This is a genomic window from Elizabethkingia miricola (assembly GCF_001675285.1).
GTDB classification, from domain to species: domain Bacteria; phylum Bacteroidota; class Bacteroidia; order Flavobacteriales; family Weeksellaceae; genus Elizabethkingia; species Elizabethkingia miricola.
Genome location: NZ_LSGQ01000003.1, coordinates 581,585 through 601,628, shown reverse-complemented (window position 1 = coordinate 601,628; position 20,044 = coordinate 581,585). Strand labels below are relative to the sequence as shown.

The following is a 20,044-nucleotide window of genomic DNA, read 5'->3' as shown; positions in this document are numbered from 1 at the left end:
ACAACTTTACATTTTGAATCACAGATTACAAATCCACAATATTATCACTCTCTTCTTAGACCTCATAGGTTTTGAAAACCTGAGAGGTTTCTCCGGTTTCCAAATAACAAAACCCTCATTTCTGAGGGTTTTCATTACTATTTGATATTTGTTAGTTCTTTTTATAAAACAATGCTCTGCTGTATTCATAATTCATACGGGCAATATTCAGAACTGATATACCTTGCGGACATTCCACTTCGCAGGCTTCTGTATTGGAGCAGTGTCCAAAAAGCTCTTCGTCCATTTGTTTTACCATATTCACAACTCTTTCATTTCGTTCTTCTTTTCCTTGTGGCAAAAGCGCCATATGTGAAATTTTTGCTGAAGTAAACAAAGCAGCACTGGCATTCTTACAGGTCGCCACACATGCACCACAACCGATACATGCTGCTGCATCGAAAGCTTCCTCCGCCAGCTGATGGGTAATTGCAATTGTTTTAGCATCGGGAGCCTGTCCGGTATTCACAGACACAAATCCACCAGAAGCAATAATTCGGTCTAATGCAGAACGGTCTACTTTAAGATCCTTTTTTACAGGAAAAGCCGCAGCTCGGAATGGTTCAATCACAATAGTATCACCATCTTCAAAAGATCTGAGATGCAACTGACAGGTCGTTGTATTTTTTAGTGGTCCGTGAGCAATGCCATTAATCATCATTCCGCATTGACCACAAATCCCTTCCCGGCAGTCATGATCAAATTCTACAGGTTCTTTTCCTTCCAGAATAAGCTTTTCGTTCAGCGTATCCAGCATTTCCAGAAACGACATATGAGAATTCAGCTGATCCAGTTTATATTCTTCCAGCTTCCCTTCAGCATTTCTATCTTTCTGTCTCCATATTTTAAGGTATAATTGCATAGCTTTTTAGATTTAAATTATTTGTAACTACGTACTACAGGCTGTATTTCTTCAAAAACAAGAGGCTCTTTAACCAACTCCGGTTCCTGCTCCTCTCCTTTCCAGCCCCATGCAGAAATAAACTGAAAATCAGCATCATTTCTAAGCGCTTCTCCATCCGGGGTCTGATATTCCTCCCGGAAGTGTGCACCGCAAGATTCATTTCGGGTAAGCGCATCATAGCACATCAGCTCTCCGATTTCAAAATAATCAGCAACCCTTCCTACTTTCTCCAGCTCTCCGTTCATCTTATCCCCAACTCCCGGAATAGTAACATTCTGATAAAATTCCTGTTTCAGCTTCCGAATCTCTTCTATCGCATATTTCAGCCCTTCTTCATTCCTTGCTAAGCCACAATAATCATACAAGAGTTTACCCAAAGTTTTGTGGTAATAATCTACAGTCTTATTTCCTTTAACCTCCATAAACTTCTGAATCTGATCTTTTACTTCTTTTTCAGCTTTTTCAAATTCAGGATGATCAGGCGATATTTTCCCGGTATGAATTTCTCCCGAAAGATAATTCGCAATTGTATAAGGAGCTATAAAGTAACCATCTACAGAAGCCTGAAGCAGAGAATTAGCTCCCAAACGATTGGCTCCGTGATCCGCAAAATTAGCTTCACCCAAGGCAAATAGCCCGGGAATTGTAGTCATCAATTCATAGTCTACCCACAATCCTCCCATAGAAAAGTGCGCAGATGGCGAGATCATCATAGGCTCTTTATAAGCATCGTAACCTGTAATTTTCAGATACATATCGAACAGGTTTCCGTACTTCTCTTTAATCTTTGCTTTTCCCTGTTCTTTTATAGCTTTAGAAAAATCCAGATAAACTGCATTTTTCAGTGGTCCGATTCCGAAGCCTGCATCAATTCGCTCTTTTGCAGCCCTAGATGATATATCTCTTGGTGCAAGATTTCCAAATGCAGGATATCTTCTTTCCAGATAGTAATCTCTTTCTTCTTCCGGAATATCATTTGGCTTCCGGGTTTCACCATTTTTTAATGGCACCCAAATCCTTCCGTCATTTCTCAAAGATTCAGACATCAGTGTTAATTTTGACTGATAATCTCCCGATTGCGGTAATGAAGTCGGGTGAATCTGTATCCAGCTTGGAGAAGCCATTAATGCGCCCTTTTTATGCGCCCGCCATATCGCTGAGCCATTACAGCCCATTGCCAAAGTGGAGAGATAATAAATCTTTCCGTAACCTCCGGTTGCCAACACAACGGTATGTGCTGCATGCCGCTCTATTTCTCCGGTATCCAGATTACGTACAATAATCCCGCGTGCTTTTCCGTCAATCACTACCAAATCCAACATTTCGTGACGGGAAAACAATTCTACACTCCCTTTACCTACCTGTCGCATCAATGCCTGATATGCACCCAGTAATAACTGCTGACCGGTTTGTCCTCTGGCATAGAATGTACGGCTTACCTGCACACCGCCGAAAGAACGGTTATTCAGATATCCTCCGTATTCCCGGCCGAACGGAACACCTTGAGCCACGGCCTGATCTATAAGATTAAGGGAACACTCTGCCATACGATAGACATTGGCTTCACGTGCCCTGAAGTCTCCACCTTTCAATGTATCTACAAACATCCGGTATACACTGTCACCGTCGTTTTTATAATTTTTAGCGGCATTTACACCTCCCTGGGCAGCAACAGAGTGTGCCCTACGCGGGCTATCCTGAAAACAGAAAGCTTTTACATTATACCCCAGTTCGCCAAGAGATGCCGCAATCGAACTCCCCGCCAATCCTGTTCCTACGACAATAACATCCAATTTTTTACGATTGGCAGGGTTTACCAGTTTAGCTGTTTTTTTATAGTTTTCCCATTTTTCTTCTAACGGGCCTTTTGGTATTTTAGAATCTAACATCATTTGCTCTTTTATTATTTAATTAATATCAAACACATTCACCTCCTCTTACCACATAGATACAATAGGATATTCTACGAAGGTTACATAGGGAAATAAATTCCCAAAACAGTAGCAAGAAGCTTTGCTTCTTAAATCTATGTATTCCTAAAGAAGAATCTTTTCTAATCATAAAACTCTATGTGGTTTGAATGTTATTATATTTTTATTTAACGGTAAGAAATACATAGACAGGCATTAGCGCAAATCCGACACTAATAATTACCGAATAAGCAATTCCTGCTATTTTAATCCATTTCACGTATTTAGGATGGAATAACCCCAAAGTTCTCACAGCACTGTAAATCCCGTGGATAAGGTGATAACAAAGCGCAATCATAGAAATTACATAGATAACCACATACCACCATTCTTTAAAGACTGTTATTACCAGAATATACAGGTCTTTGTTTCCTTTATCATCCAGCGGAAGACTTCCGAATTTATAGACATACCAGAAATTCTGAAAATGGATCACCAGAAAGATAAGAATCAGCGTACCCAATATCCCCATATTACGGGAATACCATTTACTGGCTCTGCCTCTTCGGTCAGACTGATAAGTACCGCCAGATTTTCTATTTTTTATAGTAATCACCAACCCGTCTATTGCATGTAAAATGATACTGGTATACAGAACCAGTGAAACAATTTTTATAACAATATTTCCGGATAAAAAGTGAGAATAAGCATTGAACTGTAAGTGCGCCTGCTCCTGTGGAAGGAAGAGTTGTAAATTTCCCAAAAAGTGAATCAGCAAAAAGAAACCCAGGAACAGCCCTGTAAGGCACATCAGCATTTTTCTTGAAAGTGTATTCAGCATAATTATAATTAATTGATTAATAATATCCCAGTACTTTCATCCACAGACCTCCTACGACCATATAGATGATGAGTAAAACTATTCCTATTTCCAGACCTCTCAGCCACCATGCTTTTAGTTCAACATAGCCACTACCGAAATATACCGGAGCCGGACCATGTCCGTAATGTGTAAGTACACCGTATATAGATCCCATGAAACCCAGCATCATTGCTAACAGCATTGGTGGGATTCCTAAAGAAACACCTACTCCTAATAAAGCCGCATACATCGCTGCTACGTGAGCTGTGGCACTGGCAAAAATATAGTGGCTAAAGAAATATACCAGTATAATAACCGGGAAGGCTACCTGCCAGCTCAATCCTCCGATTTTCACTTTAATCAAATCACTAAACCAGCCAATAAATCCTAACTCATTAAGAGAACTGGCCATCATTACTAACACTGCAAACCATACAATAGTATCCCATGCACCTTTTTCAGATTTCACATCTTCCCATGTCAGCACAGAAGTTAGTAAAAGTAATGTAAGTCCGATAAAAGCAGTAGTTGTAGCATCTATAGAAAGAGAGCCTCCAAAAATCCACAAGAATAATAAAATAAAGAAAGCCAGTAACATCAACCATTCGTGTTTGGAAACCGCACCCATTTCTTTAAGCTTATCAGCTGCCATTTTCTGAGCACCATCAGTTTTCTTTAATTCAGGCGGATATAATTTGTAAAGCACTAAAGGAACAACAAAGAAAGCCACCAACCCTGGCACAAAACCAGCTACTGCCCATGACATCCATGTTATATCTATTCCCAGATTGGCTGCAAATTTCTGGCACATCGGATTACTCGCTGTACCGGTAAGGAACATTGAAGAAGCAATCAAATTCATGTAATAACTGTTCAGCGTAAGGAAAGATCCTAATTTTCTATGGGTTGCCGGCTGATCCGGCACTGAACCAAAACTAATTGCCATAGACTTCATAATCGGGTAAATAATCCCACCACCTCTGGCTGTATTACTCGGAATAGCCGGTGCCAGACACATATCTGCCAAACCTAATCCGTAAGCAAGTCCAAGAGAACTTTTTCCGAAAACCCGGATAAATAAAAAGGCTATACGGTTTCCTAATCCCGTTTTGATAAATCCTCGGGCAATAAAGAAGGATATCCCGATTAACCAGATCACTTTGTCTCCAAATCCGGTAAGGGCTTTAGTAATCGACTTACCGGCATCTCCGGGAGCCAATACCTGTGTAAGCGCTGTAAAACCTATAGCCATCATACACATCGTTCCCATAGGAGCTGCCTTTAGGATAATTCCTAAAATAGTTGCTGCAAAGATGGCAAACAAGTGCCATGCTTCCGGGGTCACACCATCCGGAACCGGAATAAACCAGATGATTAACGCTATTGCAAAAGTAAATGCAACGTTTTTGATATTAATCTCTTTCATGAGTATATTTTTGTTTATTATTTCTATGTGATTTTATTTTGACTAGAATCGGCTCTGTACCTGAACAATAAACAGATTATTGTTGTATTGATTGGTATTTTCCACCTGTTTTTTATAGCGGTCTATCTGTACTCCCAACTGTATCCTTGCACCATAATTTTTCAGAAATTCCAGCCCGAACATTGGAGTAATAGTTTGCCGAGGGTTAGAATCCCGGCGGAAGTTATTATCCAGATATTCATAACGGCAAGAGAATTCTAAAGCACTTAGATTTTTGTGGTTAATCTCATATCTGAAATTAGGAAGAAAATAAATACCCCGTACCAGATAATCGTCCGGATTGGAAGTCCTTACGTTTTCAGCAAGAGAATTGTATAATATATGATTGGTTGCCTGTTTAGCTTCCAGCTGCATATCCAGACTCCAGCGGGAATCAAACTGAATATCTCCGGTAACATCTACTCCGACTGCATATACTTTTTTACTGAAGACCTCACCTACACCACCATTTAATCCAATATTGAAATTGTATTTAGGAGCCAACCCGAAAACCAAACGTGTTGAATACTGTTTGCCATTATCATTGTCATTGATCTGATTCTTCCCGTTTCCGTTAACTACGGATACCGCATACTGGAAAGGTATTTTACCAAGTTGCATCTGCCCGCCGACAGAGGCCCCAATTTGGAAACTTGTCCATCCCAGTTTTCCAAACTCTGTATACTGATTGGACCAGTCCAATGATTTGATAATATCTACAGGATAAGTTTCTTCTATACCAAACCATGGACGGAACTGTCCGACGGTAATGGCTATTTTAGGATTGAAGGTGTACTTGATGTATGCATTCTCCAATACACGACCCTTAGGATCATTTTTGAAATCAGCAAGGTTAGCAAGCGCAACAACCTCAGTACGTTTACTGATCTGCGCTTTCATTTGCACCCGCATATACTTGATCATAAAATTGTTGCTGGTACCACTGTGGTCACTATGATGCAGACCATTTACATCTACATCCTTTGTCATTCCCACCAGATAGCGTGCCTGAAAAAGGCCTTTGAATTGAAATTGAGGATACTTTACTTCAGCAGCCTCTTGCTTTTTAGCAGTTAATGAGTCCTTTGCAGGAACCTTTACTGAATCTTTGGTTTGTGCATTACTGAAAAATGCTCCCAATAATAAGGGAATAAAAATAAATTTTCGATACTTCCTATTACTCATATAGCAATTTTTGAGATTAGCAGGCTAATCATTTGTTATTTCTGTTGTTTAAAGTTCCGATTTTCCTTCTCCTTTTTCAAGTATATCGACCTGTTATATTTCAGGTCGACATATGATTTATTACATAGCTAAAAACTTTTATTATGTATATTATTTTAATAAATTAACTAAAATTAATAATTATTTGATAACAATATAATTAAATTGATTCTAAATTAGAAGTTAAAGGTATAAAATTACTCTTAGCCCTTGCGGTACAGTAATCTACCCCCGTCCTGCTTTTCTGTATTTCTACATTTTTTCACCATTATTCCGAATTTAGACATTTAACTTTTCACAACAATCAAAAGCTTTTATTTGTCATTAAATCAATATTTAATAGAATAAACTTTAGTTTTATTTAAAAAAATAGTTATTTTAGTATCAGTAAACTAAATCACAATAAATTATGAGATCTAAACTATTAACCGGTACCTTCTTGGGTATTGCACTGTTTGCTTTCCAATCGTGCAGAGAAAACAACATGACAGCAGAAGATTCTGTTTCACCACAGGCTAAAGCTTCGGGAGCTGTTGCAGGTTCTACATTCAGTGTACCTGTTGCAGGAAATTCATTCTTAACAGTAAAACCTTCCGGAGCCAACGAAGTGATTACTTCTACAAAGCTGGGTAACTGGACAAATTCCAATTCTGTTATCAGTACATATTTCAGAGTGAGTAATGCCGGAACCCTAAGCATTGGATTAAAAGCATCTGTTCCGTCCGGAACCAGTGTTGTAAAAGTCACTGTAGGAAATGTTTCTAAAAACGTTACTTTAACCGGATCTGCTAACACCAGTTACACTGCGGGAGATTTCAATATTTCTACTCCGGGTTATGTAAAAGTCGATTTACAGGGCGTATCTAAAACAGGTGGTTATTTCGCCGATGTAACAGACATTACATTTAGTGGTAACGCAGCCTCAGGAACCAATATTTTCAGCAACGACACCTCTTATTATTACTGGGCACGCAGAGGACCTTCATGTCACTTAGGCTATACAGTTCCTACCAGCAGCAATGTAAGCTATTATTATAATGAAGTTACGGTTCCGGTTGGAGAAGATAAAATCGGCTCTTACTTTATGGCTAACGGTTTTGGCGAAGGTTATTTTGGTATTCAGGTTAATTCTGCTACGGAAAGAAGAGTTTTATTCTCAGTATGGAGTCCTTTCCCTACAGATGATCCGAACAATATTCCGCCGGATCATAAAATAGTATTAAACAGAGCCGGAAGCGGTGTTACCATTGGTGAGTTTGGTAATGAAGGCTCAGGAGGACAGAGTTATTATAAATACAACTGGACCGCCGGACAAACCTATAAATTCTTACTGAAAGGAGAACCGGATGGTACTGGTAAAACAGATTATACAGCATGGTTTCTTTCACCAGATACCACGACATGGAAGCTTATCGCCAGCTGGAAGAGACCTCAAACCAGCACTTACCTGAAAGGTTTCTATAGTTTTGTGGAGAACTTTAATCCTGAAAACGGGTATATGGGAAGAAAAGCTGAGTTTAAAAACCAATGGGTAAGAACATCAGCAGGAAACTGGCAGGCTGTTTCTGCAGCTAAGTTTACTGTAGATGCTACTTATAATGCACAACAAAGAATTGATGCTATGGGCGGAACAAACGGAAACAGTTTCTTCCTGCAAAATGGAGGATTCTTTAGTACTATCGTAGCACCAGGCACTCAGTTTTCAGTAACCGCCCCTACACAAGCGCCTGATATAGATTTTTCTACATTACCTTAAAACAATATTCATAAATTAATATCCTAAGCCTGTTATTACTCTCAGGAAGTAATAACAGGCTTTTTTCATGAGCCTCATCATTCCTTTAAAAAGTACTGTTTATGCCGAATATCACCTATAAAATCTTCCGTCATAATCGTAAAAAACGTAAATTAGTAGTTTTTGAAAACTAATTATTTAAACTGGTCATTTCTGACTGCCCACCGGATTTTCACAATATGGAAACAAGAATGTACGAGAACCTGCAGGAAACACTTTCATTCTATGGCATCAATTGTCATAAGCCTTATTATATATCTTCAGGAAATCCTATTTTTCAGTTTCCAAAAACACCTTTTCGTATAGATTTCTATGCCTTTTGCATCTGTACAGAAGGCTATACCGATGTGGAAATAGACAATCAGAAATACAACATAACCCAAAATAGTTTTCTGGTTTCAGCACCATCAACAGTTATCAAGTTTTTGCAAACCAGCAAAGACTTCAGAATGAAACTTTTGTTTTTTGACAAAAATTTTCTGCTAAAGAATATTATAGATCCTTTTTTCATTGAGAAGCTGGGACTGTTCCGGAATTTATCTTTCAGTATTATCAGCCCTGACCAGGATCAGGCATTTAAGCTACTCAGACTCCTGGAATACCTGCAGGACAAAACCAGTATAACCGGACGTTTCTCTGAAGACATTGTACGCACAATAATATTTAATTTGTTATTAGAAACTGCAGAAATAATTAATTCTGAGAAAGAAAACATTCCGGAAGAGGCTTTTTCCGAAGGGAACAATTTGTTTCTGAAATTTACACAGTTAGTACAAAGTAATGTAATCCGTCATAAAGATATTCAGTATTACGCAGATCATTTATTTATATCCGGAAAACACCTCATTAAATTAGTAAAAAAAGCTTCCGGAAAAACGCCCCATGAAATCATCAATGAAAGCTTGTTAAAAGAAGCTTTTATATTATTGAATGATTCAGAACTTACATTTACTGAAATAGCCTATCAGCTCAACTTTAGTTCCGTATCGGCTTTCGGAAGATTTTTCAAACGTTATTCTTTATTATCACCTACTGAATACAGAAAACAGCAAAATTTGTAAAGAAGGAAATTGAGTACAACTTTGGCGAACTTTGGCTTGCAGTAAAAGCCCGATATGGCAGTAACTTCGTTACAAGAATTACAAACAACTGCAATATGAACCCAATAACTTCAAAATTCGACAAAGTACTTAATGCTTCTTCTGAATACGGACATGTAAACCATGAACCGGATTCCAGTAAAGAGCAGCAACGAAACACCCCGCAAAAATCAATGCCATTTTCTGATCAGATTGGAAATTATCAGAGAAACAAAGGGATTCCTGCACAATCATATAATGATAGTAAGATTTACATTATAGGCAGTGGAATTGCAGGTATGTCGGCAGCTTATTATTTTATACGCGATGGACATGTTCCTGCAAAAAACATCACCTTTTTAGAACAATTGCATATCGATGGCGGCTCATTAGATGGCGCCGGAAATCCGACAGATGGTTATATTATCCGTGGTGGTCGTGAAATGGACATGACATACGAAAATCTTTGGGATATATTTCAGGATATCCCGGCTTTAGAAATGCCGGCTCCTTACAGTGTACTGGACGAATACAGATTAATTAATGATAACGACTCCAATTATTCAAAAGCCCGGTTAATCAACAATAAAGGTGAGATAAAAGACTTTAGTAAGTTCGGTCTAAATAAAATGGACCAGTTAGCTATTATCAGATTACTTCTGAAAAATAAAGAAGAACTGGACGATTTAACTATTGAGGATTACTTCAGCGAATCCTTCCTGAAAAGTAATTTCTGGACTTTTTGGAGAACGATGTTTGCCTTTGAAAACTGGCATAGCTTATTGGAACTGAAACTTTACATGCACCGTTTTCTTCACGCTATAGATGGACTGAATGATTTATCTTCACTGGTATTCCCTAAATACAACCAGTACGATACTTTCGTAACTCCTCTGCGTAAATTCCTTCAGGAAAAAGGTGTTAATATCCATCTGAACACTCTGGTAAAAGATCTGGATATCCACATCAATACCGAAGGAAAGGTGGTAGAAGGAATTATCACCGAACAGGATGGCAAAGAAGTAAAAATCCCTGTTGGTAAGAATGACTATGTTATTGTAACCACAGGTTCTATGACGGAAGATACCTTCTACGGAAATAATAAAACTGCTCCTATTATTGGTATAGACAACAGCACAAGCGGACAAAGTGCCGGATGGAAACTATGGAAAAACCTGGCTGCAAAATCAGAAATTTTCGGGAAACCAGAGAAATTCTGCAGCAATATCGAGAAGTCTGCATGGGAATCTGCAACGCTTACCTGTAAACCTTCAGCCCTTATCGACAAGCTGAAAGAGTACTCTGTTAACGATCCGTATTCCGGAAAAACTGTTACCGGTGGTATTATTACCATTACAGATTCCAACTGGCTGATGAGCTTTACCTGCAACAGACAGCCACACTTCCCGGAACAGCCGGATGATATACTTGTACTTTGGGTATATGCCTTATTCATGGACAAAGAAGGAAACTATATCAAAAAGCCTATGCCGGAATGTACCGGAGATGAAATTCTTGCAGAGTTATGCTACCATTTAGGTATTGAAGATCAGCTGGAAAATGTACAGGAAAATACAATTGTAAGAACTGCATTCATGCCCTATATAACCTCTATGTTTATGCCAAGAGCTAAAGGTGATCGTCCTAGAGTAGTGCCTGAAGGCTGTAAAAATCTGGGACTGGTAGGTCAGTTTGTAGAAACCAATAATGATGTGGTATTTACAATGGAAAGTTCTGTGAGAACAGCCAGAATTGCTGTCTACAAATTACTAAACCTCAACAAACAGGTTCCTGATATCAATCCGTTACAGTATGATATCCGACACCTGCTGAAAGCAGCAAAAACACTGAACGATGACAAACCATTTGTAGGTGAAGGCTTGTTGAGAAAAGTCCTTAAAGGAACTTACTTTGAACATGTATTACCTGCCGGTGCAGCTGAGGAAGAAGAACAGGAATCCTTTATCGCTGAACATGTAAATAAGTTCAGAGAATGGGTAAAAGGAATAAGAGGATAATCTATAATTTCGGGAGCGGCAATCTGTTGATTGCTGCTTCCGGTTATCTACACTAAATAACAAATTATAAAAACACGTACAATGAACTTTAAAAACATAACAGCGGCAGGAAGCGGCGTATTAGGTTACCAGATCGCATTCCAAACAGCATTTCACGGATTCAATGTAACAGTATATGACATTAATGATGAAGTACTGGAAAAAGCAAAAGCCAAATTCAGTATTCTGAGTGAAGCTTATAAAACCGATCTGGGAGCAACACCGGAGCAACTTGATGCTGCGTTCAAAAACCTGCAGTATACAGCAGATCTGGCAGAGGCAGTAAAAGATGCTGACTTATTGATTGAAGCTGTACCGGAAAGTCCGAAAATAAAAATTGACTTCTATGAAAAGCTAAGAAGTGTAGCACCAGAAAAAACGATTTTTGCTACTAATTCTTCTACAATGTTACCGAGTCAGTTTGCAGAAAGCACTGGCCGGCCGGAGAAATTTCTGGCACTGCATTTTGCCAACGAAATCTGGAAGCACAATACTGCCGAGATTATGGGACATCCGGGTACAGATAAAAATGTTTTCAATGATGTTGTTGCTTTCTCAAAAGCCATAGGCATGGTTGCGCTTCCGTTACAAAAGGAACAGCCCGGATACATTGTAAACTCTTTACTTGTTCCTTTACTAAGCGCTGCCACCAACCTGTTGGTAAATGAAGTAGCTGATGCGGAAACAATAGATAAAACATGGATGGTAGCTACCGGAGCTCCGACAGGTCCTTTTGGGATTCTGGATATTGTAGGGATTACTACAGCTTACAACATCAACAAAATGGCAGCAGATGCTACAAATGATCCGTTGAAAATAAAAACAGTGGAATATCTGAAAACAAACTTTATTGATAAGAACAAACTGGGTGTTTCTACTGGTGAGGGATTTTATACTTATCCCAATCCGGCCTATAAGAAAGATGATTTTTTAAAGTAAATTAGCTACAACTTATTTTTATAACAGTTAATCCCTGATATGGCTATACAAACTTCAGATTATCTCCAGCACAACGGAATAACACAAGGTAAGCTTACAAAATCTTATTATACATTATTTCGACCGGAAAATGAAAATATAAAAGCGACCCTTCTGATTTTGCATGGCATGCAGGAACACAGCGGACGTTATATGGAGTTTGCACAATATCTGGCAGAGCAGGGATTAGCTGTTATTACCTATGACCATTTAGGGCATGGCAGAACAGCTAAAAACATTGAAGAGTTAGGTTTCTTCCAGATCAGTAATCCTGCACAACAGGTGGTAAACGATGCTGAAAACATAGCTGATTATCTGGAAAAACGATATCCGGATGTTCCACATTTTCTGTTAGGACATTCTATGGGATCTTTTATTGCCCGTTGTTTATTACAGCAGGCAGGTTCACGATTTAACGGAGCTATTATTGTAGGAACTGGCGGAAAAGTTCCCGGTGCAAAATTAGGGAAAGCGGTTTCTGCACTTCTTAATAAAATAACGCCCCATTACCGCAGTAGATTTATCAACACTTTTTTCAATAAACAAAATAACCTGCGTTTTAAAAACGAACCTAATGAAAGCGGAACCAATTGGTTGAGTGTCGACAAAAACAATCGACAGACTTTTTTACAGGATGAATTATGCGGTGTTCTTTTCAGTATCAATGGTTTTTATACACTCCTGTCGGTTAATGTAAAAGCAACAGACAGACACTGGGCAAAAACATTACCCCAGACATTCCCAATGTTATTTATTAGTGGCAGCGATGATCCTATTGGTAATTTCGGCAAAGGCATTCAGCAAACCGTTTCAGATTTGGAGCAAGATGGCTTTAAAGATATTACCATGAAACTGTATACAGGAATGCGCCACGAAATCCTTAATGAAACCGATAAACATTCTGTTTACCACGATATTATCAACTGGATTGAAAAACATCTTTAAAAGTTATCCACGGAGTCCTTTTGAAAAAAAGTTTTGAATAAAATTGTCAAAAGCTTTTTTGTAGCTCCTTCCTACCGGAACAGACTGTACACCTAATACAACCTCATCATAACCAAACGCAGTAATATATTCTGTATTAATCATAAAAGATCGGTGAACTCTCAGAAAGCCTTTAGCGGATAAATATATTTCCATTTCTGCCATCGTAGCTTTCGTCATAAATTCCGTTTTATTTTTCAAAAAAACTTTGACATCATTTCCCTGACTTTCCAGATAAACTATATCTGCCAATATTACTTTTCTTTGTAAACCTTCAGATTTCAGAATAATAAATTCAGCAACTTCTTCTTTCTGGTCATTTCTTAGCACCCGTTCAGCAGAGCGAAAAAAGCGTTCAAAAGTTACGGGCTTCAGAATATAATCAACAGCTTCCAATTCAAAGCCTTCTAATGCAAACTCACGGTATGCTGTTGTAAAAATTGTTTTGGGTCTCTGCGATAAGGATTTTAAAAACGCTATTCCATCTAGGTCAGGCATCTGAATATCCAGAAACATAAGATCAACCGTTTGCTCCTGCAATAACCGGTATGCTTCCATAGCATTTCTTGCAGTTCCGACAATACACAGATTTTCGATTTTGGAAATATGATTTTCCAAAAGTTTTATAGCCAAAGGCTCATCATCTACTATAATACAATTAATCATGAAAGGCCGGAGTAATCAGTTCTACAATAAATCTGTTCTGCCTGTGCAAAATACTAAATGTAAAATTATTGTTATAATACAATTTCAGTTGCTCTTTTATATTATCCAGACCTATCCCTCTGTTATTAACTTCCATACTTTCAGGACATGTATTTTCAATTCTCAAAACCGATTCTTCCGGAGTTGCTTTTATATCAATATTAATTTCTGCTCCATCCGTCATCTTACCTGCTCCATGCTTAAAAGCATTTTCCACAAGCGAAAGATAAATCAATGGCGGAATAATATTCGGGCTATTCAGTTGTTTTTCTAAATTCAGTTTAAGTCTTTCATCATATCGCAGCTTCTCTAATTCAATATAATGATTGACTATAGTCAATTCATCGGAAACAGTAACCATCCTCCCCTGGCCTTTGTATAAGATATAATCCAGAATATCCGAAAGGCGGCTAATCGATTCAGATGTTTTCTCCGAATCCAACAATGACAATGAATAAATATTATTCAGGGTATTGAACAAAAAATGGGGATTCAAACGGGATTTTAATGCATGAAGCTCCAGTTCCGTCTTTTCCTTCATCAATTTTTCATGATTTTGTTTTTCATTTCTGTACCTCAGCATAAACATTACAGAGATAAAAATAAAAGCTCCGGTAATTATGGGCAGTGTATAGTGGAAAAGAAGATATTTTAAATCTGTGAAAATACTAACTAGGTTATCCTGTGGATAACTCACAAAAAAAGGTTCAGCAACATATACAATAAACAACCTGTTGATAACAGATATACAATACAACGACAATAACAGATATACTGAAAAAGCAACATACCTTTTGTTATCAAAATACTTCCGGACAAGTATATAATAGATAAAATTTGCGCCTATAATCTGAAAAATCCAATGGCAAAAATCATAGATAATCATTTCCTTTAAATCGGGATTATCGTGTTCACCATAGTTTCTGGCGGTAACAAGCAGAAATAAAGCAATCCAGAAGAATATCTGAAAATATACAGTCTGCCTTCCAGAATTTCCGGATAACGGTTTTATCATGCTCAAAATTAAAAATTCTGTTTCTACAATCAACACTCCGGTGATAAAATCTGATCAATCAGGGGCGAACAACATCAATAAAGTGTCAAACGATTTTTAGAGTTATCCACATTCAGATTAATGTCGTCTGTCTGTACCAACAAAATCCTGTCTGTTATTTTCAAAACTTTGCCGGAAAACAATGAAGACATCATCTGAAAGATTAAACGGATTAGACCATCTGAGAGCATTAGCTATTGTATTAGTACTCATGTATCATTACCGGGCTTTTAGCCATCCGGACTGGATAGATACTATTGGCAGATTTGGCTGGATAGGTGTGGATTTATTTTTTGTACTTAGCGGCTTTCTTATATCTGGTCAGTTATTCAACAACATCAAAGTTTTCCACAATATCCATTTGAAATCATTTTACATTAAACGTTTTTTCAGGATTATTCCGCCTTATGCTTTTACCTTGCTTCTATATTTCTGTATTCCTGTCTTCCGGGAAAGAGAAGCATTATCCCCATTATGGAAATTCATCACCTTTACCCAAAATTACGGACTGGACGTTATTAACAAAGGAACTTTTTCACATGCGTGGTCTTTGTGCATCGAGGAACAATTTTACTTAGTACTGCCTTTTTCACTTTTGCTTTTAATAAAAACCAAAACACTTTCGTGGATAAAATGGCTTGCTCCGTTTCTTATTATCATTTCTATATTCTTTCGTTTTACAGCATGGAATGAATACATTATTCCAAATATCAATTCCGATCGATTCTGGCTGGAGTGGTATATGAAGATCTATTACCCTACCTATACCCGACTGGATAGCCTGGCTATTGGTGTGCTTATCGGTTATTTTTTTCAAAATTCATCCATATTCAGAAATTTCATTCATCTCAACGGAAACAGACTTTTCTTTGGTGGAGTAATTCTTCTATGCCTTTCGCTTTGGCTGTGCAACGATCAGACATCTGTGCAGGCATCTATTTTCGGGTTTACTGCTGTTGCTATAAGCTTTGGTATTGTTGTACTATCAGCAGTTTCGGAATCATCATTTCTGTCCCGCTCTTATTCGTGGATTACTTACCAGCTAGCCAGCTTATCTTATGCAATTTACCTTTCTCACAAAGGTGTTATCCACATTATCCAATTATTTCTTAAGGATATGCAAATTTCTGCTTCAGGAATGCTTATGCTTTTAATCTGTTTAGCTGCCAGCATCCTGACCGGGCTTTTTTACCGTTATGCTATTGAAAAGCCAGCATCACGGATTAAAAATAAAATTCTGAATAAATCATAGCAGGCTCCGTTCTAATTTTGCTAATTTAGATCCCTGTAATATCAATGCACGCAACAAAACAACTTGAAGAATGGATAGATTTGTATGGTCAAAAACTTTTTGACCGTGCCTTTTACCTACTGTCCAGCCGGGAAGATGCAGAAGATATCGTGCAGGAAGTTTATGTGGCCGCTTATTCCGCAATGGATAACTTTCAGGAAAAAAGTTCGCCGATTACATGGCTGATGGGAATTCTGCAGCATAAGGTGACTGACCTTTACAGGAAAAAGTACAAAGGAAATCCACATGTAAGTCTGGATCATTTTTTTGACAACCACGAATTCTGGAAAGATCCGGACGGAATTCTTAAAAACTGGGATACCAACGATGCTTCATTGTTGGATAATGAAGCCTTCAATGCTTATCTGAAAAAATGTCTCGAGGAATTGCCGGACAGATGGCTCACTCTGGTGAAACTCACTTATCTTCAGGAAAAAAAATCAACAGAAATTTGTCAGGAAACCAATATTTCCACGACTAATTATTGGAAAATATTACAACGCAGCCGACTCCAGCTTCGGGAATGTCTACAATTTAACTGGTTCGGAAAAGGAAAATGAGCACTTTAAAGAAAATATTACATGTTCTGATACTGCCTTGCAGTAAAGCTACTTTTTTAATTGAAAAAAGGATGCATTCTCCATTGACATTTTCTGAAAAGACTCAGCTGAATGCCCACCTGATTTTATGCAAGTGGTGTATGGCCTATGAGAAAAAAGCACAGTTCCTGCATCAGGCACTTCAGAATATGATCAGAAAAAAAGAGCCCGAAGTATCAATTTACAACATTGATAATAAACAACTTAAAGAAGAAGTTCTAAAAAAAATAAAAAAATAATTATTTTTTACTGTCAGGATTTTGTTTACCTGCCGACTATAGTTCCAAAAGGAATATAAACAGCAAAAACAAAACTGATATGTTTACTAAAGAACCATCTTTATCAAGCCGTAATTTTTTAATTGGTTATTACATTTCGCTCTATGGAGTCGCCATCGTCCTTTTATGGATAGGGATTTTCAAATTTACACCTACCGAAGCAGCAGCTATTAAGCCATTGGTAGAAAATCATCCGTTAATGGGATGGCTGTATAATATGCTCAGTATCCGGGGGGTATCCAACCTCATCGGTATTGTTGAAATTTTCACCGCATTGGCCATAGTACTTGCGCCTTATGTACATTTTCTAAGAATTGGTGCTTCCATTGGAATACTCATCACTTTTATCACTACCATCAGTTTTCTGTTTACGACTCCGGGGACCTGGAGAATCGTGGACGGAATTCCGGTAACTGACTTTTTTATCCTGAAAGATCTTGTCTCTTTAGGATTCGGACTTATGATTTTACAATTCCCAAAAAACATAACAAAATGAAAAAAATAGCAATAGGTTGCCTGACCCTTATAACAGGACTTATATTTCTGATTAGCTGGAAACAGAACAAACCTTCCACCGAAAAAACAATGATTGTTGATCCGCGAGCGCCTTCTGCTGAAATCTATTTTGCCGGAGGTTGCTTTTGGGGAACCGAACATTTCTTCAAACAGGTAAGAGGTGTAACCGCTACAGAAGTAGGCTATGCAAACGGGAACGTTAAAAATCCTGATTACAAAACCGTTTCTTCTGATGCTACAGGTTTTGCCGAAACTGTTAAAGTTATTTACAATCCGGATATCATTAATCTGGATCTGTTGATAGAATTATACTTTAAAACAATAGATCCTACCAGCATGAACCAACAAGGAAATGATATGGGAACACGCTACAGAACCGGTATCTATTACAGTGGTAAAAACGACTTATCCACAATCCGGTCAGAGGTGGATAAATTGTCAAAAGCCTACAAAAAACCAGTTGTTGTTGAAGTAAAGCCTTTGAAAAATTTTTATAAAGCCGAAGATTATCATCAGGATTATCTTGGAAAAAATCCCGGTGGCTACTGCCATATAGAACCCGGATTGTTTGAAATGGCAAGAAAAGCCAATCCGCCTCACACTTACCAAAAACCGGATGACAAAACACTTCGTAAAAAACTAACTGCACAGCAGTATGAGGTAACCCAGCAAAATGCAACAGAAAGGCCTTTTGAAAACCAATATTATAATGAATTCCGGGAAGGAATATATGTTGACATTACTACCGGAGAACCTTTATTTGTTTCTACTGATAAATATGAATCCGGTTGTGGCTGGCCAAGCTTCTCCCGCCCGATAAGCGAGGCTCTTGTTCAGGAAAAAACAGATAATTCCCACGGAATGCAGCGTACCGAAGTAAGAAGCAAAACCGGAAATGCACACCTGGGCCATGTCTTCAATGACGGTCCACAGGATAAAGGCGGACTGAGATATTGTATCAACAGTGCATCATTAAAATTCATCCCGAAAAATGAAATGGAAAAACAAGGGTATGGAAAATACCTTTCATTAATAAAACCCATAAAAAAATAAGCACAAACAAAAAACAACACGCTATGAAAAAAGTATTTTTTTCTGCTATTCTAATGGCAGGTACAGCGGGAGTATTATCATCCTGCAACGACAGCACCAACGACATGACACCTCAGCCACAACAGGGTACATTCACAGTGGAAAATGTGGTACAGAACAAGGACTTTGTACAGAGCGGAGCCTTTCAGGGAACAGGAAGTGCAACAGTACAATTACCTGTTGTACTACCGGGACAAAGCATCAGCTTTAAATTCAATGCCGGAAAAGGCCAACGACTGATGTTTGCAACGATGTATGGTGCTTCTAAAGACTGGTTCTTTGCACCTGAAAACCCCGGAATAAAACTGTATAACGATAACGGAACTCCTATAACCGGGGATATTTCTGCACAGATCAAGCTTTGGGACAATGGCAGCAAGGATAACACTACCGGAAATCCTGAATCGAATCCTATTGCCATGGTTCCGAATGTTGATGCCTCCAAGCTGATGAAACTAAGTCTGATTTATAATGATGCAGCCTCTGAATTTACACTTAGTATTACCAATACTTCCGGAGGTACTATGAATGAAACGCCTTTTTCTCCCGGTGTATGGGCTGTGTCCAATATATTAGGTGGAAAATTATTAAATGAAATGCCATTCTATAAGGCCGGAGAAAAATCGAATCCTGAAATTACGGCTATTGCGGAAAGTGGAAACAATGCTTCTCTTAACACCAAAACAAAAAACAATACCGGAATTATTACAGGGCTCTCCCCTATACTGGTTGTTGTTTATAAAGGAGATACAAACCCTATATACCAGGTTGGAGCAAAAGATATGGGAATGGGACTAAAAGATATTGCTCAGAAAGGTGATGCTGCAAAATTAAAAGATGCATTAACAAAACCAGGAGTCAGCGTTTATGTATTGGGCAATGCCCCTATAGCACCTGGCGCAAAAGTATCGGCTAATATCACTACAACTCCCGGTGACAAGATTGCATATGTTACCATGTTTGGCTATTCCAACGACTGGTTTTATGCCAATGAAAGCGAAGTTACAGCAAATACAAAAGGTGATTTAACAGCTAAAACAGCATTGTTTGATGACGGAACCGGAGTCGATCAGTATCCGGGTGCGGGAAATAAACAAGCTTTATTTGGTGGAACACCTGCTCCCGAGGATAAAAATATTTCCAAAGTAGGGAACAATTATCCTGTACCACAGGTTTCTTCAGTACTGAAAGTAACTTATCAATAATATATAC

The 20,044-nt window shown here is 38.2% G+C and carries 18 protein-coding genes; 11 read left to right on the top strand and 7 right to left on the bottom strand.

Annotation, left to right across the window (positions count from 1 at the left end):
- Positions 1–151 precede the first annotated feature (151 nt).
- The 5 genes from ATE49_RS05670 to ATE49_RS05650 all read right to left on the bottom strand — a co-directional run bounded on the left by ATE49_RS05670 (position 152) and on the right by ATE49_RS05650 (position 6,365).
- Positions 152–901 (bottom strand): succinate dehydrogenase/fumarate reductase iron-sulfur subunit, encoded by a 750-nt coding sequence (locus ATE49_RS05670; protein WP_045181535.1) that lies wholly within the window; start codon positions 899–901, stop codon positions 152–154.
- Positions 902–918: 17 nt separating this feature from the next.
- Positions 919–2,835, bottom strand: coding sequence for a fumarate reductase/succinate dehydrogenase flavoprotein subunit (locus ATE49_RS05665; RefSeq protein ID WP_065081363.1), 1,917 nt, complete (start codon positions 2,833–2,835; stop codon positions 919–921).
- 202 nt (positions 2,836–3,037) lie between these two features.
- Positions 3,038–3,694, bottom strand: coding sequence for a succinate dehydrogenase cytochrome b subunit (locus ATE49_RS05660; protein WP_059343778.1), 657 nt, complete (start codon positions 3,692–3,694; stop codon positions 3,038–3,040).
- Positions 3,695–3,710: 16 nt separating this feature from the next.
- Positions 3,711–5,141: an anion permease gene (locus ATE49_RS05655; RefSeq protein WP_009087594.1), complete on the bottom strand. Its 1,431-nt coding sequence runs from the start codon at positions 5,139–5,141 to the stop codon at positions 3,711–3,713.
- Positions 5,142–5,183: 42 nt separating this feature from the next.
- Entirely contained in the window at positions 5,184–6,365 is a 1,182-nt protein-coding gene (locus tag ATE49_RS05650) for a porin (RefSeq protein WP_065081362.1), read from the bottom strand.
- Between the two features lie 448 nt (positions 6,366–6,813).
- Here ATE49_RS05650 and ATE49_RS05645 point away from each other — a divergent pair, with 448 nt between their 5' ends.
- The 5 genes from ATE49_RS05645 to ATE49_RS05625 all read left to right on the top strand — a co-directional run bounded on the left by ATE49_RS05645 (position 6,814) and on the right by ATE49_RS05625 (position 13,258).
- Positions 6,814–8,160, top strand: a complete 1,347-nt coding sequence (locus ATE49_RS05645) for a DUF3472 domain-containing protein (RefSeq protein WP_065081361.1) — start codon at positions 6,814–6,816, stop codon at positions 8,158–8,160.
- 218 nt (positions 8,161–8,378) lie between these two features.
- Positions 8,379–9,260: a helix-turn-helix domain-containing protein gene (locus ATE49_RS05640; protein WP_223200067.1), complete on the top strand. Its 882-nt coding sequence runs from the start codon at positions 8,379–8,381 to the stop codon at positions 9,258–9,260.
- A gap of 95 nt (positions 9,261–9,355) precedes the next feature.
- Positions 9,356–11,296 carry an oleate hydratase gene (locus ATE49_RS05635; protein ID WP_065081360.1) on the top strand — a complete coding sequence of 647 codons (1,941 nt, stop codon included), beginning with the start codon at positions 9,356–9,358 and terminating at the stop codon, positions 11,294–11,296.
- A gap of 81 nt (positions 11,297–11,377) precedes the next feature.
- Complete coding sequence (locus ATE49_RS05630; RefSeq protein ID WP_065081359.1) at positions 11,378–12,274, top strand: 3-hydroxyacyl-CoA dehydrogenase; 897 nt, start codon at positions 11,378–11,380, stop codon at positions 12,272–12,274.
- Between the two features lie 39 nt (positions 12,275–12,313).
- Entirely contained in the window at positions 12,314–13,258 is a 945-nt protein-coding gene (locus ATE49_RS05625) for an alpha/beta fold hydrolase (RefSeq protein WP_065081358.1), read from the top strand.
- 3 nt (positions 13,259–13,261) lie between these two features.
- Here the strand turns inward: ATE49_RS05625 and ATE49_RS05620 are convergent, their stop codons facing one another.
- Both ATE49_RS05620 and ATE49_RS05615 read right to left on the bottom strand, forming a co-directional pair.
- On the bottom strand, positions 13,262–13,963 hold the full coding sequence (locus ATE49_RS05620) for a LytR/AlgR family response regulator transcription factor (protein ID WP_065081357.1): 702 nt from the start codon (positions 13,961–13,963) through the stop codon (positions 13,262–13,264).
- Positions 13,956–15,017 carry a sensor histidine kinase gene (locus ATE49_RS05615; protein WP_065081356.1) on the bottom strand — a complete coding sequence of 354 codons (1,062 nt, stop codon included), beginning with the start codon at positions 15,015–15,017 and terminating at the stop codon, positions 13,956–13,958. The genes ATE49_RS05620 and ATE49_RS05615 overlap by 8 nt, the downstream gene beginning before the upstream one ends.
- Before the next feature lie 181 nt (positions 15,018–15,198).
- Between ATE49_RS05615 and ATE49_RS05610 the strand changes: the two genes are divergently transcribed.
- From ATE49_RS05610 to ATE49_RS05585, 6 genes are all read left to right on the top strand, one after another.
- Positions 15,199–16,308 carry an acyltransferase family protein gene (locus ATE49_RS05610; protein WP_065081355.1) on the top strand — a complete coding sequence of 370 codons (1,110 nt, stop codon included), beginning with the start codon at positions 15,199–15,201 and terminating at the stop codon, positions 16,306–16,308.
- Positions 16,309–16,352: 44 nt separating this feature from the next.
- Positions 16,353–16,907, top strand: a complete 555-nt coding sequence (locus ATE49_RS05605; protein WP_065081354.1) for a sigma-70 family RNA polymerase sigma factor — start codon at positions 16,353–16,355, stop codon at positions 16,905–16,907.
- Positions 16,904–17,185 carry a hypothetical protein gene (locus ATE49_RS05600; RefSeq protein ID WP_065081353.1) on the top strand — a complete coding sequence of 94 codons (282 nt, stop codon included), beginning with the start codon at positions 16,904–16,906 and terminating at the stop codon, positions 17,183–17,185. Before ATE49_RS05605 ends, ATE49_RS05600 begins: the two co-directional genes overlap by 4 nt.
- Before the next feature lie 79 nt (positions 17,186–17,264).
- On the top strand, positions 17,265–17,720 hold the full coding sequence (locus ATE49_RS05595; protein WP_065081352.1) for a DUF417 family protein: 456 nt from the start codon (positions 17,265–17,267) through the stop codon (positions 17,718–17,720).
- Entirely contained in the window at positions 17,717–18,793 is a 1,077-nt protein-coding gene (msrB, locus tag ATE49_RS05590; protein ID WP_065081351.1) for a peptide-methionine (R)-S-oxide reductase MsrB, read from the top strand. The genes ATE49_RS05595 and msrB overlap by 4 nt, the downstream gene beginning before the upstream one ends.
- Positions 18,794–18,816: 23 nt before the next feature.
- Positions 18,817–20,037, top strand: coding sequence for a spondin domain-containing protein (locus tag ATE49_RS05585; RefSeq protein ID WP_065081350.1), 1,221 nt, complete (start codon positions 18,817–18,819; stop codon positions 20,035–20,037).
- Positions 20,038–20,044: the final 7 nt, after the last annotated feature.

What these genes read in the sequence shown, in the direction of transcription:
- ATE49_RS05615 (WP_065081356.1), bottom strand. Translation starts at nt 15,017, where the DNA reads ATGATAAAACCGTTATCCGGAAATTCTGGAAGGCAGACTGTATATTTT.
- ATE49_RS05670 (WP_045181535.1), bottom strand. Translation starts at nt 901, where the DNA reads ATGCAATTATACCTTAAAATATGGAGACAGAAAGATAGAAATGCTGAA.
- ATE49_RS05660 (WP_059343778.1), bottom strand. Translation starts at nt 3,694, where the DNA reads ATGCTGAATACACTTTCAAGAAAAATGCTGATGTGCCTTACAGGGCTG.
- ATE49_RS05610 (WP_065081355.1), top strand. Translation starts at nt 15,199, where the DNA reads ATGAAGACATCATCTGAAAGATTAAACGGATTAGACCATCTGAGAGCA.
- ATE49_RS05630 (WP_065081359.1), top strand. Translation starts at nt 11,378, where the DNA reads ATGAACTTTAAAAACATAACAGCGGCAGGAAGCGGCGTATTAGGTTAC.
- msrB (WP_065081351.1), top strand. Translation starts at nt 17,717, where the DNA reads ATGAAAAAAATAGCAATAGGTTGCCTGACCCTTATAACAGGACTTATA.
- ATE49_RS05645 (WP_065081361.1), top strand. Translation starts at nt 6,814, where the DNA reads ATGAGATCTAAACTATTAACCGGTACCTTCTTGGGTATTGCACTGTTT.
- ATE49_RS05665 (WP_065081363.1), bottom strand. Translation starts at nt 2,835, where the DNA reads ATGATGTTAGATTCTAAAATACCAAAAGGCCCGTTAGAAGAAAAATGG.
- ATE49_RS05655 (WP_009087594.1), bottom strand. Translation starts at nt 5,141, where the DNA reads ATGAAAGAGATTAATATCAAAAACGTTGCATTTACTTTTGCAATAGCG.
- ATE49_RS05625 (WP_065081358.1), top strand. Translation starts at nt 12,314, where the DNA reads ATGGCTATACAAACTTCAGATTATCTCCAGCACAACGGAATAACACAA.
- ATE49_RS05635 (WP_065081360.1), top strand. Translation starts at nt 9,356, where the DNA reads ATGAACCCAATAACTTCAAAATTCGACAAAGTACTTAATGCTTCTTCT.
- ATE49_RS05605 (WP_065081354.1), top strand. Translation starts at nt 16,353, where the DNA reads ATGCACGCAACAAAACAACTTGAAGAATGGATAGATTTGTATGGTCAA.
- ATE49_RS05595 (WP_065081352.1), top strand. Translation starts at nt 17,265, where the DNA reads ATGTTTACTAAAGAACCATCTTTATCAAGCCGTAATTTTTTAATTGGT.
- ATE49_RS05585 (WP_065081350.1), top strand. Translation starts at nt 18,817, where the DNA reads ATGAAAAAAGTATTTTTTTCTGCTATTCTAATGGCAGGTACAGCGGGA.
- ATE49_RS05620 (WP_065081357.1), bottom strand. Translation starts at nt 13,963, where the DNA reads ATGATTAATTGTATTATAGTAGATGATGAGCCTTTGGCTATAAAACTT.
- ATE49_RS05640 (WP_223200067.1), top strand. Translation starts at nt 8,379, where the DNA reads ATGGAAACAAGAATGTACGAGAACCTGCAGGAAACACTTTCATTCTAT.
- ATE49_RS05600 (WP_065081353.1), top strand. Translation starts at nt 16,904, where the DNA reads ATGAGCACTTTAAAGAAAATATTACATGTTCTGATACTGCCTTGCAGT.
- ATE49_RS05650 (WP_065081362.1), bottom strand. Translation starts at nt 6,365, where the DNA reads ATGAGTAATAGGAAGTATCGAAAATTTATTTTTATTCCCTTATTATTG.